Source organism: Pseudomonas sp. SWRI50, from assembly GCF_014269095.1.
Classification (GTDB): domain Bacteria; phylum Pseudomonadota; class Gammaproteobacteria; order Pseudomonadales; family Pseudomonadaceae; genus Aquipseudomonas; species Aquipseudomonas kermanshahensis.
On sequence record NZ_JABWRW010000013.1, the window covers coordinates 1 to 16,850 of the forward strand.

A 16,850-nucleotide genomic window follows, 5' to 3' on the forward strand; every position below is an offset into this window, starting at 1 on the left:
CTGGGCCATGACCAGGCGCGCACCGGTCATCAGCGGCCAGAAGAACTCCCACACCGACACGTCGAAGCTGAACGGGGTTTTCTGCAGCACGCTGTCACTGGCGTCCAGGCCGTAGGCCTTCTGCATCCACCACAGGCGGTTGACCAGTGCCTGATGGCTGTTGCCGGCGCCTTTCGGGCGGCCGGTGGAGCCGGAGGTGTAGATCACGTAGGCGAGGTTCAGCGGGGCTACGTCGATACCTGGGTTGGCATCGCTGTAGCCATCGAGGTTTTCGCTGTCCAGATCCAGGCTGCGCAGGCCAGCCGGGATCGGCAAGGCATCACGCAGGTGCGACTGGGTCAGCAGCAAGGCAATGCCGCTGTCTTCGAACATGTAGCTCAGGCGGTCCTGCGGGTATTCCGGGTCCAGCGGCACATAGGCGCCACCGGCTTTGACGATACCCAGCAAGCCGATAACCATCTCCAGGCTGCGCTCCATGGCGATGCCTACCAGCACGTCCGGGCCAACGCCCAGTTCACGCAGCTTGTGCGCCAGCTGGTTGGCTTTGCCGTTGAGTTCGGCGTAGCTCAGGGTCTGCTCACCAAACATCAACGCCGGGGCGTCCGGGGTGGCGAACACCTGGGCTTCGATCAGTGAGTGGATGCTGCGCTCATTCGGGTACGTCGCGGCGGTGTCGTTCCAACCCTCGACCATCATCTGCTGCTCTTGCAGGCTCAGCATCGGCAGCTCGCCGACTACTGCATCCGCATCGGCGACCAATGCCTGCAGTAGGCGAGTGAAATAACCCGCCAACCGGCCAATGCTCTCGTCGCTCCACAGGGCACGGTCATGGCTGTATTGCATCGACAGGGTCGCGCCCAGTTCTACTACCAGCGTCAGCGGGTAGTTGGTCTGCTCTTGCACAGCCACGTCGCCAAAGCGCAACCCGCCCGGCGCGCCTTGTTGCAGCGCCTCGGACACCGGGTAGTTTTCGAACACCAGAATGCTGTCGAACAGCGCGTCACCGCCCTGCCCGGCCCAGCGCTGCACGTCGTACAACGGGGTGTGCTCGAACTCGCGCAACGCCAGGTTGCAGCCTTGAACCTGGGCGATCCACTCGCCGACACGCTGCTCGGCGCGGGGCGCGCCAATCACCGGCAGGGTGTTGATGAACAGGCCGATCTGCTCCTCAACGCCTGGCAAATCTGCCGGGCGGCCGGCCACGGTGGCGCCGAAGCAGACACTGGCCTGGCCGGTATAGCGCTGCAACAGCAGCAGCCAGGCCGATTGCACCAAGGTGTTGACGGTGACGCGGTTAGCCCGGGCGAAGGCTTCGATGCGGGCGGTCTGCTCGGCATCGAGGGCCAGGCGATGATCACCGTAGCCGCTGCCGGCATCGCCTGCGCAACCGGCAATGGCCTTGGCCAGGCGCGTCGGCTCATCGAGCGCGGCCAGTTGGGCCTGCCAGAAGGCTTCGGCGACCGCCGCGTCCTGGCCTTGCAGCCAGGCGATATAGTCGCGGTAGTGCGTGGCCTGGGCCTTTAGCGCCATGCCTGCGTAACGTTGCAGCACTTCACCCAGGAGGCGTGAGGTGCTCCAGCCATCCATCAAGATGTGGTGGTTGGTGTAGATCAAGTGGTAACGGTCATCGTCGATACGGACCAGCACCAGGCGCAGCAGCGGCGCTTCGGTCAGGTCGAACCCTTGTTGGCGCTCCCCTTCGGCCAGCGCCTGCAGGGCCTGCTCAAGCGCCGGCTGGCCACGCCAGTCATGCTCGCTGCACGGCAACGCCACCGATTTGCGCACCACCTGCACGGCCTGCTCCAGCTCGCCCTGCAGGACGAAACCGCTGCGCAGGATGTCATGGGCATCGAGCACAGCCTGCCAGGCCTGCTTGAAGCGCTGTACATCCAGCCCCTCGACATCGACGCGCAACTGGTTGATGTAGTTGCCGGCCTGATGGTCGTAGAGCGTGTGGAACAGCATGCCCTGCTGCATCGGCGACAGCGGATACACATCGGCGATCTGCGCTGCAGGTACAGGCAAGCTGTCCAACTGGCCCTGGGTGAGCGCGGCCAAGGGGACGTCCGAAGGCGTCACGCCGTGGTGCTGCGCCTGGCAGCAATGCTCGACCAACTCGGCCAGTGCCTGCTCGTAGGCCTGGGCCAGCTGCTGGATGGTTTCCGGGTGGTAGACGTCTTCGCTGTAGGTCCACTCCAGGAACAGCTCGCCGCCATACACCTGGCCGGTGATGCTCAGCCAGTTGCCCAGTTGCGCACCGGCGCATTGGGTACGCCCGGCGCTTTCGCCGCTCGGGCTGAACAAGACGGTATCGTCGGTCGTGAAACTGCTGTCGAACTGGCCCAGGTAGTTGAAGGTGACGCGTGGCTGCGCAGTGCCGCTGAGCCGCTCACGCACCGGGGTATCGCCCAGGTAACGCAGCAGGCCGTAACCGATGCCCTTGTCCGGCACCGCGCGCAATTGCTCTTTGATTGCCTTGATCGACGGGCCCAGCGCCTGGCCAGGGGCAAGGCGTACCGGGAACACGCTGGTGAACCAACCCACCGTGCGGCTGAGGTCAAGGTCGTCGAACAGGTCTTCGCGGCCATGGCCTTCCAGTTGCACCAGCACCTCGTCCTGCGCGCTCCACTGGCACAGGGTACGCGCCAGCGCGGTCAGCAGCAGGTCGTTGACCTGGGTGCGGTAGGCGGCGGGTGCCTGCTTCAGCAACTGGGCGGTACGCGCGGCATCCAGGCGCGATGCAGCGGTGCGGGCATGCTGGTTGCCCAGGCTGCCCTGCGGGTTGTCACGCGGCAGTTCTGCCGGGCTGCCTTGCAGCACCTGCTGCCAGTAGTCAGCCTGGGCGTGCAGCGCTGGGCTGCTGGCGTGAGCGGCCAGGCGCTCTGCCCAGGCTTTCACGCCGCAGGTTTTGGCCGGCAGGCTAACGACCTGCCCGTTCAGGCGTTGCTGATAGGCCTCTTGCAGGTCCTCCAGCAGTACCCGCCAGGACACGCCGTCTACCACCAAGTGGTGGATGACCAACAGCAAACGCTGCTGACCATCGGCGACGTCGAACAGTTCGGCACGCAGCAGCGGCCCGTGCTCCAGCTCGAGGCTGGCTTGCACCTCGGTGCCCGCAGCGTCCAGTTCGCTCAACGCCGCGAGGCTGCGCTGGCGCAGCACCGGCGAAGCGTCCAGGGCCTGGAAGCAGGCCTGCCACTGGCCGCTCTGGCGGCTAAAGCGCAGGCGCAAGGCATCGTGCTGTTCCAGCACCGCACGCAGGGCCGACTCCAGGTGCTCCACTTGCACACGCTGGGCCGGCTTCAGCAGCACCGACTGGTTCCAGTGCGCAGGCTGGGCGATGTCCATCTCGAAGAAACGCACCTGGGCCGGCAGCAGCGCCACCTCACCGCGGGTCGCGGTATCCACGGGGGCTGCAAGCGGTTGCTTGGCTTCGATGCGCTTGGCGACCTGGGCCAGTTGGCCAACGGTCTGCTGTTCGAACAGCTGCTTGGGGGTGATCTTGATGCCTTGGCGCTTGGCCCGGGCAATGATCTGCAGGCTAAGGATGGAGTCGCCACCCAACTCGAAGAAGTTGTCGCTGCTGCCCACGCGTTCCAGCTTGAGCACATCGGCCCACACGGCGGCGAGCTTTTCTTCGACCTCGCCTTCTGGGGCCACATAGCCGCGGCTTACCGCGCCCGGTGTGGGCAAGGCACGCTTGTCGAGCTTGCCGTTGGCGGTCAGTGGCAGGCGCTCGAGCAACAGGATGTGTGCGGGCACCATGTAGTCAGGCAGGCGCGTCTGCAGGTGCGCCTGCAACTGCTGCGTGCTCATGCCCCCTTCAGCCACCACGTAGGCCACCAACTGCAGGCGCTCGGCATCGCCTTCCAGCGGCACGGCCAGGACCACGGCGTCGCTGACACCGGGCAGCCCGGCGATGACTCGGCCGATTTCACCCGGCTCGACGCGATAGCCACGGATTTTCACTTGGTCATCGGCACGCCCGATGAATTCGATGAGGCCTTCAGCACTCATTCGCGCTCGGTCGCCCGTGCGGTACAGGCGGGCGCCACCCGGGGCCGGTACAAAGCGTTCGGCCGTCAGCCCCGGCTGGCCCAGGTAGCCCTGAGCAACGCCCTGCCCACCCAGGTACAGCTCGCCGGCCACGTGCGGCGCCAGCGGGTTGAGGTAACCATCGAGCACCTGGGCGCAGGCATTGCCCAGCGGGCGACCAACCGGCACCGTGCGGCAGCCTTGCAAACGCTGGCCTGGCTCGAAGGTCAGCACGCCGACCGTGGTCTCGGTTGGGCCGTAGTGGTTGATCACCCGGCACCCCGGGCGCAATTCACGGACTTTTTCCAGCAGGCTCCAAGGGCACGCTTCGCCGCCCAGAATCAACGCCTCGGCGGGCAGCACCTCGGCGGCGCGGGACGCTTGCAGCAGGCCTTGCAGGTGGCTTGGCACCAGCTTAACCACGCCCACCTGGTGCTGCGCCATGTAGCTGGCGAAGCCGTCGGGGTCGAAGGCCAGCTCCTGCGGCAACAAATGCAGCAGGCGGCCCGAGGCCAGGGCCCCGAACAGCACGGTGTGGCCCAGGTCGGCGGCGGTGGTGGACACCATGGCCATGCTCGCACCGGCGGGCAGTTGCAGGCGCTCCAGCACGGCCTGGATGTAGCTGGCCAGCGACCCGTGGCTGACCACCACGCCTTTCGGCTGGCCGGTCGAGCCCGAGGTGTAGATGAGGTAGGCCGGCTGTTCAGGGCTGACTGCAACCTCTACCCGGCTGTCCCTGCAGCCTGCCCAGGTGGCGGGCTCACAGGCAACCGCCTGCACCCCGTCGAGGCCCGCGAAGCGTGTATCGCCCGGCTCATGCAGCAGCACGGCAGCGCCACTGTCGACGATCAACTGCTGCAAGCGCTCCTCCGGCTGCTGGGTGTCCAGCGGCAGGTAGGCGGCCCCGGTCTTGAGGACTGCCAGCAAGGCTGTGACCCACTCGATGGAGCGCGGCAGGCACAGGGCAACGATGCTGCCAGCACCGACGCCGCGCTGGCGCAGGTAGTCGGCCACGCGGTTGGACGCAGCGTCCAGCCCGGCCTGGGTCATGAAGCGGTCACCTGCGCGCACGCCACCTTGGGCCTGCCCTTGGGCCATCGCCTGGTGCCACAAGGCGAGGAAGTCGCGGTGCGAGTAAGCTGCTGGCACGGCCTTCTGCTGCGCCGCCACTTCAAGGTGTTCGACGATCGGCGTGTGCGGGGCGTGGCTGAGCACGTCCAGCACGCGCCGCAGCGAATCCGCCAGGCGCTGAATGGTGGCCTGCTCGAACAGGTCGGTGGCGTAGGTGAAATACCCCTCGATGCCTTCGGGTTTGTCCGAGAAGTCGAAGGCCAGGTCAAAGCGCGCATCGCCTCCTTCGCGAGCAAAGCCTTCCACTTCCAGCTCACCCAGGCGCTTGCGCGAGGGGTCGCCGGCCGCCACGTGCTGGTTGATCTTGAACTGGAACAGCGGGTTGTGGGCCAGGTTGCGCTCTGGCAGCAAGGCATCCACCAGGTGCTCGAACGGCAGTTCCTGATGCGACTGGGCGCCGCCAATCACGTCCTTGACCTGCTCCAGCAGCGCAGCGAAGGTCGCGCGCTCGTCCACTTGCACGCGCAGCACTTGGGTATTGATGAAGAAGCCAATCAGGCCTTCCAGCTCTTTGCGGTTACGCCCGGCATTCGGCGCGCCGATGCGGATGTCCGACTGCCCGCTGTAGCGCGACAGCACCACCGCCATGGCCGCCAGCATCAGCACGAATACGGTGTGGCCGCCCTTGCGTGCCTGGGCGCGCAAAGCCTCGGCCTGCTCGGCGCCGATGTTCAGCTTGAGCACCGCGCCGCGATAGCTCGGCGTGGCCGGCCGCTCGAAGTCCAGCGGCAGGCTCAGCAACGGCTGCTCGTCACCCAGTTGCGCCTGCCAGTACGCCAGCTGGCGCTGGGCCTCACCGGCCTCCAGCCAGGCACGCTGCCAGATCGCATAATCGGCGTACTGGATCGGCAGGGCCGGCAATACGGCCTGACGGCCTTCAGCCAACGCGGTGTACAGCTGGATGAATTCCTGCACCAGCAGGTCGCTCGACCAACCGTCGGAGATGATGTGGTGCATGCTCAGGGCCAGCACATGGTGCTCAGCGTCCACGCGCAGCAGCGTAACCCGCATCAACGGCCCGGCCAGCAGGTCGAACGGGTGCTTCAGCGCGGCATCGACAGCCACGCTCAAGGCGGCTTCATCGTCCTGGCATTCGACCACGTCCAGCAGCAGCGGGCAGGCGTTGAGAATGTCCTGATGGAACTCGCCTTCATCCGAGACGAAGCGGGTACGCAGTGATTCATGGCGGCTGACCAGCGCATCCAGCGCCTGCTGCAATACCGCCAGGTCGAGTGCGCCCTTGAGGCGCACGGCCATCGGCACGTTATAGGCCGGGCTATCGGGCTCCAACTGCCACAGGAACAGCAAGCGCTGCTGGGCAAACGACAACGGAATGCGCGCCAGGCCCTGGCGTGCGGGCACGATGGGCAACAGGCGGAAGCTTTGCCCGGTGGCCTGCATTTTCTCCAGGATCTGCTGACGCTGCTCCACAGGGAGGCCGACGAAGCGTTGGGCAATGCGTTGTGCTGCAGTGAGTTCCATGTCAGGCCTCTGTGAATTCATTCATCATTTTTTCGATATCGCTCAGGCCGTCGTCGCTCAGCGACAGGCCCTGCTCGTCCAGTGCCTGGGCGAACGCACGCAGCTCGGGGTGGGCGAAGATCAGCCGCAGGGGCAGGTCCAGGCCCAGCTCCACGTTGATGCGCGAAACCGCCTGTGCGGCCAGCAGGGAGTGGCCGCCGAGCTCGAAGAAGTTGTCGTTCAGGCCAACCTGGCCGAGGTTCAGCAATTGCGCCCAGATCTGCGCCAGTTGCTGTTGCAGTTCGGTCTGCGGCGCTTCGTAGTCGTGCTGCGGCTGGCTGGGGTCGGGCAGCGGCAGCGCCTTGCGGTCGAGCTTGCCGCTGGGGGTCAGCGGCATGTTCGGCAGGGTCACCAGGTAGGACGGGATCATGTAGTCCGGCAGGCTGGCCTTGAGGTACTGCTTGAGCGCCTGGCGCAGGTCGCCAGTGCTGCCTTCGACAGGCACGGCATAGGCGCACAGCTGCTTGCCGCTGGGCAGGTCGATGGCCAGTACCGTTGCCTCGCGCACATCCGGGTGCGCGCGCAGGTACTGCTCGATCTCGCCCAGTTCAATGCGGAAGCCGCGCACTTTCACCTGGTGGTCAGCTCGCCCGCGATAGGCCAGTTGCCCCTGCTCGTCGTAGTAACCGAGGTCGCCGGTGCGGTACAACCGGCCTCCACCCACGGGGTCGAACGGGTCGGGAATGAAGCGTTCGGCTGTCAGCGATGGGCGTTGGTGGTAACCCCGCGCCAGGCACCCTGCCCCGCCGATGAACAGTTCGCCCGACACGCCGACCGGGGTCGGCGACAGGCCGTCGTCCAGAGCGTGCAAGGTCCGGCCTGGCAACGCGCGGCCAATCGGTACGCCGCCTGCGCTGATCTGCTCGGGCGTCATTGGCGAGCAGTCGAACGTGGTGGCGACCACAGTCGCCTCGGTCGGGCCGTAGGTGTTGAGCAGGCGCACCGCCGGCGGCCCGTCGGCCAGCCAGGCGCGCAGGGCATCTTCCGGCACCGCTTCACCGCCCACGTGGATCTGCTTGAGCCGGCCATAGGCCTCGGGTGCGCGACGCTCCAGGGCCAGGAGGCGCCAGTAGGCCGCCGGCAGGTCGGCCACGGTAACCCCGTGGCGGTTGATCTCGTCCACCAGGGTGTTGGTGTCCCACAGCCGCAGGTCGCGCAGCACCACGCAAGCGCCTTGCGCCAGCGGCGGGAAAAACTGCTCGATGAAGCCGTCGAAGCTGAAGGTAGCGAACTGCAGCACACGGTCTTCCGGGCTCAGGCGCGAGTAGTCGCCAGCCACCTGGCAGAACACCGACAAGGCATGGTGATCGATGGCCACACCCTTGGGCATGCCGGTGGAACCGGAGGTGTAGATGACATAGGCGAGGTTGTGCGGCGCGGCCAAGTTCGGCAGCGGCTCGGTTGGCCAGGCGTGCAGCCACTGGGTGCCGGGTTCGAGCACCACGCAAGGCAGCTGCTTATCCAGCTGCAAGCGCGCCAGCGACGGCGCATCGGCCAGCAGCAGGCCGATGCCGCTGTCCTCGACCATGTACGCCAGGCGCTCTTGCGGGTAGTCCGGGTCTAGCGGCACATAGGCACCGCCAGCCTTGTGAATGGCGATCAGCGCCAGCGCCATGCCCAGGCCGCGCTCGACGGCTACACCTACCAGGCGGTCTGGGCCTACGCCCAGGGCACGCAGGCGGTGGGCCAACTGGTTACTGCAGCGGTCGAGCTCGGCGTAGCTCAGTTGCTGGTCGTCGAAAATAAGCGCCACGGCGTCGGGCCGTGCACTTGCCTGACGCTCCAGCAACTGGTGCGCACACAGGCCGCTGCTGGCCTGCGGTGCCGGGTTCCAGCCATGAGTCAGTTGACGGCGCTCAGCGTCGGCCAAGAAGTCCAGCTCGGCGATGCAGCGCTGCGGCTCGGCACAGATGGCTTCGAGCAGCGATTGCCAGTGCCCGGCCATGCGCTCGATACGCGGGGCATCGAACAGGTCGGTGGAGTAGTTGAACGAGGCCGTTACACCGTCGGAACGTTCCAGGGTGTTGAGCGAGATGTCGTATTGCGCGCCCGGCTCCAGCAGGTCCACTTCCCGGACCTTGAGGCCAAGCAGGGCATCGCTGGACACCTGCTCGCCCAAGTCGCGCAAATGGTTGTACAGCACCTGGAAGAACGGGTTCACGCCCTGGTCGCGCTCGGGGTACAGGGCTTCGGCCACCTCAAGGAACGGCACGTCCTTGTTGGCCTGGGCCTGCAACGTGGTCTCCTTGATCGCGGCCAGCAGTTGCGGGAACGGCAGGCTGCCATCGACGCCCACCCGCGCCACTACCACGTTGATGAAGAAGCCGATCAGCCCTTCGAGCTCCAGGCGGTTGCGGTTGGTGACCGGCACGCCGATGTTGATCGTGTCCTTGCGGCTGTAGCGCGACAGCACGATGGCATAGGCCGCCAAAAAGACATGGAACAGCGTGGCATTGGACGACACCGCCAATGCCCGCAGGCGCTCGGTCAGGGCCAGCGGCAGGCGCACATCGAAGCGGCTGCCCTGGTAGCTTTTGACCTGCGGGCGAATACGGTCGGCGGGCAGTTCGAGGACTTCGAAGTCGTCTTCAAGGCGCGCTTTCCAATAGTCGATCTGTGCCTGCATCTGCCCCTCGTCCAGCCATTTGCGTTGCCAGGCGGCGAAGTCGGCGTACTGCACCGGCAGCGGTTCAATGGCCCGCACCTGGCCGCTGGCCGCCGCGTTGTAGGCCGCTGCGAACTCGCGTACCAACAGGCTCATCGACCAACCGTCGGAGACGATGTGGTGCAGGGTCAGCGACAGCAGGTGCTCTTGCGCATGCACCATGAACAGGCGGGCACGCAGCAATGGGCCGTGCTCCAGGTCGAACGGGGCGAAGGCTTCGGCCTCCAGCTTGCGCATCTGCGCGGCTTCGTCCTGGCCACTGAGGTCTTCGAAACCGATCGGCACCGAGGCGGCGGGCAGGATGCGTTGCCACGGCAAACCGTTGGCTTCGACGAACACCGTGCGCAGTGACTCGTGGCGCGCCACCAGCGCATCCAGCGCGGCCTGCACCGCAGCACGGTCGAGGGTGCCTTGCATGCGCACGGCCATTGGCGTGTTGTAGGCCAGGCTTTCGGGGTTGAGCTTCCAGAACAGCCACTGACGGTTTTGCGAGCGGGACACCGGCAGTGGCTGCTCGCGGTCGAGGATCTCGATCTCAAGCCCTGCACCCTGCTCGCCCTCAGCCACTGCCTGGGCGAAGGCCTGCAGGTCGACCGTGTCGAACAGGGTACGCAGCGGGATGTCCAGGCCCAGGTGCTTGCGCACCCGCGATACGGCCTGGGTGGCCAGCAGCGAGTGCCCGCCCAAGGCAAAGAAGTTGTCGCTCAGGCCCACCTGCGGCACCTGCAGCACTTCAGCCCAGATCTGCGCCAGTTGCACCTGCAGCGGGGTCACCGGTGCCTGGTAAGCCGCCTGGGTGGCCACCGGCTCGGGCAGCGCCTTGACGTCGACCTTGCCGTTGACCGTGACCGGCAGTTGCGCCAGCACCATCAGGTGGGTCGGCACCATGTGCTCGGGCAGCAGGCCTTTGAGCGTGGCGCGAATCGTGTCCTGCCAAGCTTGGCTGTCTGCCGGCATTTGGCTGGGCACCAGCCAGGCCGCCAGCACCGCTTCCGGTGCCTGGCCCTTGACCCGGACCACGGCGTTGACGACGCCTTCCAGGCTAAGCAACTGCTGCTCGATCTCGGCCAGTTCCACGCGGTAACCGCGGATTTTCACCTGGCCGTCCATGCGCCCGGCAAACTGCAGCTCGCCAGCGGCGTTGTGCCGTACCCAGTCGCCACTGCGGTAAAGGCGTTCGCCGTGGGCACCACTTGGGTCGGGCACGAAGCGCTCGGCGGTGAGCGCCGGGCGGCCGAGGTAGCCACGGGCAAGGCCGGCGCCGCCGATGTACAGCTCGCCCTTGGCCTTGGCCGGCAGTGGCTGCAGGCAGCTGTCGAGCACGCTGACGGTTGCGTTGGCCAGCGGTTGGCCGAGCGACGCCTGATCGTCCAGTTCAGCCACCAGCACGCCGACCGTGGTCTCGGTCGGGCCGTAGTGGTTGAACACCTTGAGTGTCGGCGCCAGGGCGCGGATTTTGCCGAGCAGGCCCGGGCTGATGGCTTCGCCGCCCAGCACCAGACACTGGCCAGGCAGTGCCGCGCGACCGGCGACCAACATGGCCTCCAGGTGCGAGGGCACGATCTTAACGGCGCCCACCTGGTGCTGTGCCAGGTAGGCCGCAAAGCCCTCGGCATCCAACACTTGCTCGCGCAGCATCAGGTGCAAGGTCTGGCCGCCGCACAGGGCGCCGAACAGCATGGTGTGGCCGAGGTCCGCAGCCGGGGTCGAGACTTGCGCCATGCTGTGGATCTGCCCCACCGGCAGGCGTGCGGCGATACCCTCAACGTAGTTGCCCAAGGCGCCATGGCTGATCGCGACGCCCTTGGGCTGGCCGGTGGTGCCGGAGGTGTAGATCACGTAGGCGAGGTTGGCTGCGGCAGCACTAGGGCGTGGCGTGTTTTGGCTTAGGGCTTGGGTGTGTTCCCACGCCAGTCGAGAGACGCCTTCAGGCAGCTCCGCCTGCCAGCTGCCAGGGGCCAGCACCCGCTGGGTGCCGCTGTCGGTGAGCAAGTAGGCCAGGCGTTCGGCCGGTTGTTCAGGTTCCAGGGGCAGGTACGCGCCGCCCGCCTTGAGCACGCCGAGGATGCTGGCGAGCATGCCGACACTGCGGTCAGCCAGCACGCCGACCAGGGTGTCTGGCTGCACGCCGGCTTCGACCAGCCTGTCGGCGATGGCCTCGGCGCGGGCGTCGAGTTCGGCGTAGCTGGCTGCCTCGCCAGCGGCAATCACTGCGGTGCGTGTGGGGTGGCAGCGGACGGCGTCGGCAAAGCGCTGGTGAACCAGCAGCGGCTCGACCAAATGACCTGGCACACCCCGAGTGGCTGCCAGGCCAGGCAACGGCAACTCGCCCACCGCGCCAGCGGTGTCATCGGCCAGCGCCTGCACCAAGGCCAGCCATTGCTCGCCCAGGGCCTCGACAGTGGCCGCATCAAACACGTCCAGGGCATAGGTGAAGGCCGCATGCAACTGCCCGGCACGCTCGTGGGTATCCAGCGCCAGGTCGAAACGGGCGCTGTGCTTTTCCAGCGTGATCGGCGCCAGGCTCAGCCCGGAGCGGGTCTTGATGGCTTCGACATCCGCCACCTGGGCCTGATGGTTGAACAGCACGCGGAACAGCGGGCTGTCGGTGCTGCGGGGCAGGTCCAAGGCTTCGACCAGTTGCTCGAACGGCAGGTCCTGGTGGCTCTGCGCGCCCACGGCGGTTTCGCGCACACGCTGCAACAGGCCGGTGATATCCAGCAGCGGGTCGAGCTCGGTGTGCAGCACTTGGGTATTGATGAAGCAGCCGATCAAACCCAGGCTTTCGGCGCGGTTGCGGTTGGCGATGGGCACGCCGACGCGGATTGCGCCCTGCCCGCTGTAGCGCTGCAGCAGCAGCTTGAAGGCCGCCAGCAAAACCATGAACAAGGTGACGTTGTGCCGACGCGCCAGGCCGCGCAGGCGCTCGGCGACATCGGCAGCAATCGGGAATGTGTGGCGGGCGCCGCGGTAGCTTGGCCGGCCGTTGCGGGTGCGGTCCAGCGGCAGCTCCAGCGGGGCGTGATCATCGCCCAGGCGCGCCTGCCAGTACGCCAGCTGGCGGTCCTGCTCACCGGCCTCGAGCCAGCTGCGCTGCCACAGGGCGTAGTCACGGTACTGGATCGGCAGGGGCTCGAGTGTGGCTTGGGTGCCGGCCACGGCGGCGTCGTAGAGGTGCAGGAATTCGTCGATCAACACGTTCATCGACCAGCCATCGGCGACGATGTGGTGCAGGGTCAGCAGCAGGACATGTTCCTGCGCTGCCAGTTGCAGCAGGCGCACGCGCAGCAGCGGGCCGGTGGCCAAGTCGAAAGGCGCCAGGGCCTCTGCTTCGGCAATCGATTCGAGGGCGTGTTGGCGGGCCGCTTCGGCCAGCTCGCTCAGGCAGTCCTGGCGCAATTGCAGCGGGGCCGCGACGGCATCCACGTGCTGACGTACGTCATCGCCGTCGGCGACAAAGCGGGTGCGCAGGGTTTCGTGGCGGGCGACCAGGGCGTCGAATGCGTGTTGCAGGGCGCTCAGGACCAATGGGCCATTCAGGCGCACGGCCATCGGCAGGTTGTAGGCTGCGCCTTGGGGGTCGAGCTGCCAGAGGAACCACATGCGCCGCTGGGCGTAGGACAACCGGTCACGCTCGTCGACCTCGACACCTGGCGCAATCGGCAGCACGGAGAAGTCCATGCCCTCGCCCTGCAACGCCTTGAGGAACAGGCGGCGCTTGTCGGGGCTGAGTTCGATGAAGCGGCGGGCGAGTTTGAGCGTCTGTTCAGCATTCATGTCGAGCGGTGTCCTGGCAGTCGAGCGGTAACTGTCAGACGAAGGCATGGGAGGCTGATTTAGGGGTTGGGGCTGATAGGTGCATGCCTTGGGGTTTGCAGCGCCGGTGAGATCGAGCGCCGCCCGCGCGGCGCATCGCGAGCAACGCTCGCTCCTACGTTTGTTTCGGGCCAATTATTCCTGGGGCATTGGCGCGCGGCCCCTTGGCGCATGGCTCGATATCGCGTCGAACAAACAAGGCGGTCGCGCGCGCCTGTCACAGGCGTTATTGGCCAAAAACAAACGTAGGAGCGAGCGTTGCTCGCGATGCGCCGCGCGGGCGGCGCTCGGTCTCACAGGCGACAGAACTCCCAAGGCATGCACCTCCTCACCGCCCCACCTGCGAATGCCCCTGCGCCATCGCCACCACCACCTTGCGCTTCCCCGTAAACGGCGAACGCGCATGCGCCGCGAGCATGTTGTCGAGCATCAGCACATCATTCTCCAGCCAAGGGAAACGGATGGCACACTCATCCAACACCCCGCGTACCTCATCAAGCAACGCGTCCTCAATGGTCGAGCCATCGCCGTAATACACATTACGCGGCAGGTCCTCTTCCTCGACGATGTCCATCAACGACTCCCGCACCTCCGGCTGCAGGTTCGACACATGGAACAGGTGCGCCTGGTTGAACCACACGTCCTCCCCCGTCACCGGATGACGCGCTACCACCTGGCAGCGTTGGCGTGTGCGCAACTCGCCATCTTCCTTCCAGATGCATTCAATGGCATGCGCACGGCAGTAGGCCTCTACCTGCCGCGGGTCTTCGGTGTTGAACACCTGCGACCATTCCACGTCCAGGCCGTTGCCGTAGTTGCGCACATACATCAGGCCCTTCTCGACCAAGCGCTCGCGAATACGCGCTGGCATCCGCCGATACACCTCGCGGCTGTCGGCAATCGGCGTCTCGCCGCCGGTCTCGGCGGGGATCACGCTGTAGAACCAGATCTTCATCGGCCACTCGAGGGTGTAGGCCTGCTCGTTGTGCAGCGGGATGCTCTGGTGCGCCGGGTACTCGGTCGAGGTGTACACGCCTTGGGTCACGTTGCTGCGCGGCGTGGAGCCGAACTCGTAGTTGAGCAGCGGGTGGCCGAACGCGGCGGCGAACTGGCGAAAAGCCTCAGCCCCGCCCACCTGGAAGCCCCTGAACAGGATGCCGCCTGCGTGCAGCAGGTGGCGCTCAACCAGCGGTTTCAGCTCGTCAAACGCGTCGAGCAGGTCGATGCCAGGCTCCGGCGCGCGCACCAACAACGGCAGGTCGCCGCGGGCAGCGTCCAGGGGTTCGATCGCAAAGCTCAGCAATTCACTCATGTACCGTCACCTCAAGCCAGGGCCGCCGTGGCGGCGAAAGGGATGCTGCGCCATCAGGGCGCCTGACTAGATGAACGAGCATGCCCGGCAGAAATTCACCCGCGCGAACACACAGGTAAAGCGAACGCGCGCCGGTTCGTCTGAACGATGTGCACCCTTTTATCGTCCAGGAACCCTACATGACTCGCCAGCTTCTGCTCCTCGCCTTGCTTGCCGCGGCCCCTGCCGTCGCCTGGTCGGCCGAGCACTGCGCCGTGGACATCCACGGCACCGACCAGATGACCTTCGACAAGGCCAAAATCACCATCCCCAAGGCCTGCACGTCGTTCACCGTCACCCTCGCCCACCCTGGCGAAATGCCGAAGAACGTGATGGGCCATAACTGGGTCCTGAGCACCCAGGCAGACATGCAGGGCGTGCTGGACGACGGCCTGAAGGCAGGCGAGGCCCAGGACTACGTGAAGCCCGGCGATACCCGGGTCATCGCCCATACCCGCCTGATTGGCGGTGGCGAAAAAGACAGCGTCACCCTCGACACCCGGTCGTTGAAGGCCGGCACTGCCTACAGCTTCTACTGCTCGTTCCCGTTCCACAGCACCTTGATGAAGGGCACCCTGGCCCTCGGGAGCTGACCCCGCCGCGCCGCCCACCTCCACTCCCTCACCGAGATCGCGCTTCATGAAAACGTCTTCCCCCGGGGCCATCCGCGAATTGCTGGGCCTGCTCAAACCCTACCGCCCAGCGGTCATCGTCTCGGTGCTGCTGGGCATGGTCGGCGGCCTGGCCGTGACCGCGCTGCTGGCCACCGTCAACCAGGGCCTGCATGCCCCCGATGGCATGAGCCAGGGCGTGATCCTGGCCTTCGCCGGCCTGTGCGTGCTGGCGCTGGTGAGCAGCGTGGCCGCCGACAGTGGCACCAACTACGTAGGCCAGAAGGTCATCGCCCGGCTGCGCAAAGACCTCGGCGCCAAGGTGCTGTCGGCGCCGATCGAGCAGATCGAGCGCTACCGCACCCACCGCCTGATCCCAGTGCTGACCCGCGACGTCGACACCATCAGCGACTTCGCCTTCGCCTTCGCCCCGCTGGCCATCTCGCTGACCACGGTGATCGGCTGCCTGGCCTACCTGGCCTGGCTGTCGTGGCCGATCTTCCTGATCACCCTGGTAGCGATCGGCATCGGCAGCGCCGTGCAGTACGTGGCCCGGCAAAAAGGCGTGGCCGGTTTCAACGCCGCCCGCGATGCCGAGGACAACCTGCAAAAGCACTACTCGGCGATTGCCGAAGGCGCCAAAGAACTGCGCATCGACCGCCGCCGCCGCCATGCCATGCTGACCCGCAACATCCAGGGCACGGCCGACTTCATCGCCAACACCCACATTCGCGCCATCAACATCTTCGTGGCCGCCAAGAGCCTCGGCTCGATGCTGTTCTTCGTGGTCATCGGCCTGACCCTGGCCCTGCAGTCGCTGTGGCCGAGCAACGACCCGGCCGTAATGAGCGGCTTCGTGCTGGTGCTGCTGTACATGAAAGGCCCGCTGGAGACGCTGATCGGCAACCTGCCGATTCTCGGCCGCGCGCAAGTGGCGTTCCGCCGCATCGCCGACCTGTCCGAGCGCTTTTCCTCGCCCGAACCGCACCTGCTGCTGGACCAGCCGGTCAAGCACACCGCCCCCGGCAGCGCGCACCTGGAGCTGCACAATGTCGAATACGCCTACCCACCGGTGGACGGTAACGAACCCTTCCGCGTCGGGCCGGTGAACCTGAGCATCGCGCCGGGCGAGATCCTGTTCATCGTCGGCGAAAACGGCTGCGGCAAGACCTCGCTGATCAAGCTGCTGCTGGGCCTGTATACCCCGCAACGCGGCGAAGTACGCCTGAACGGCAAGGCCGTTGACCCGCAGGGCCTGGACGACTATCGCCAGCTGTTCACCACCGTATTCGCCGACTACTACCTGTTCGAAGACCTGCCCGAGCACGAGCACAGCCTGCCCAGCGATGCCACGCGCTACCTGGAGCGGCTGGAAATCGCCCATAAGGTGAGCGTGCGCGATGGTGCGTTTACCACCACCGACCTTTCCACCGGCCAACGCAAACGCCTGGCGCTGGTCAACGCTTGGCTGGATGGCCGGCCGGTATTGCTGTTCGACGAATGGGCGGCGGACCAGGACCCGACCTTCCGCCGGGTGTTTTACACCGAGCTGCTGCCGGACCTGAAGCGGCTGGGCAAGACCATCATCGTGATCTCGCATGATGACCGCTACTTCGATACGGCGGACAAGGTGGTGCACCTGAGCCGCGGGAAGGTGGTCGAGGCGTTAGAGCCGGCGTGAAGTAGCGTAGCGCGGGCTTGGCTAGGGGCGGTCACGACA

The 16,850-nt window shown here is 66.2% G+C and carries 5 protein-coding genes; 2 read left to right on the forward strand and 3 right to left on the reverse strand.

Annotated features, from left to right (window positions below; all coding sequences use genetic code 11):
* The 3 genes from HU750_RS15020 to HU750_RS15030 form a co-directional block, all read right to left on the reverse strand.
* The coding region (locus tag HU750_RS15020; protein ID WP_186680902.1) for a non-ribosomal peptide synthetase at nucleotides 1-6,648 on the reverse strand (6,648 nt) is incomplete at its 3' end.
* 1 nt (nucleotide 6,649) lies between these two features.
* Nucleotides 6,650-13,129 carry a non-ribosomal peptide synthetase gene (locus HU750_RS15025; RefSeq protein WP_186680905.1) on the reverse strand — a complete coding sequence of 2,160 codons (6,480 nt, stop codon included), beginning with the start codon at nucleotides 13,127-13,129 and terminating at the stop codon, nucleotides 6,650-6,652.
* Between the two features lie 367 nt (nucleotides 13,130-13,496).
* Entirely contained in the window at nucleotides 13,497-14,480 is a 984-nt protein-coding gene (locus tag HU750_RS15030; RefSeq protein WP_186680907.1) for a TauD/TfdA family dioxygenase, read from the reverse strand.
* 179 nt (nucleotides 14,481-14,659) lie between these two features.
* On the opposite strand from HU750_RS15030, the gene azu reads away from it, so the two are divergent.
* Complete coding sequence (gene azu, locus HU750_RS15035) at nucleotides 14,660-15,112, forward strand: azurin (RefSeq protein ID WP_186680909.1); 453 nt, start codon at nucleotides 14,660-14,662, stop codon at nucleotides 15,110-15,112.
* A gap of 46 nt (nucleotides 15,113-15,158) precedes the next feature.
* Nucleotides 15,159-16,811, forward strand: a complete 1,653-nt coding sequence (locus tag HU750_RS15040; protein ID WP_186680911.1) for a cyclic peptide export ABC transporter — start codon at nucleotides 15,159-15,161, stop codon at nucleotides 16,809-16,811.
* Nucleotides 16,812-16,850: the final 39 nt, after the last annotated feature.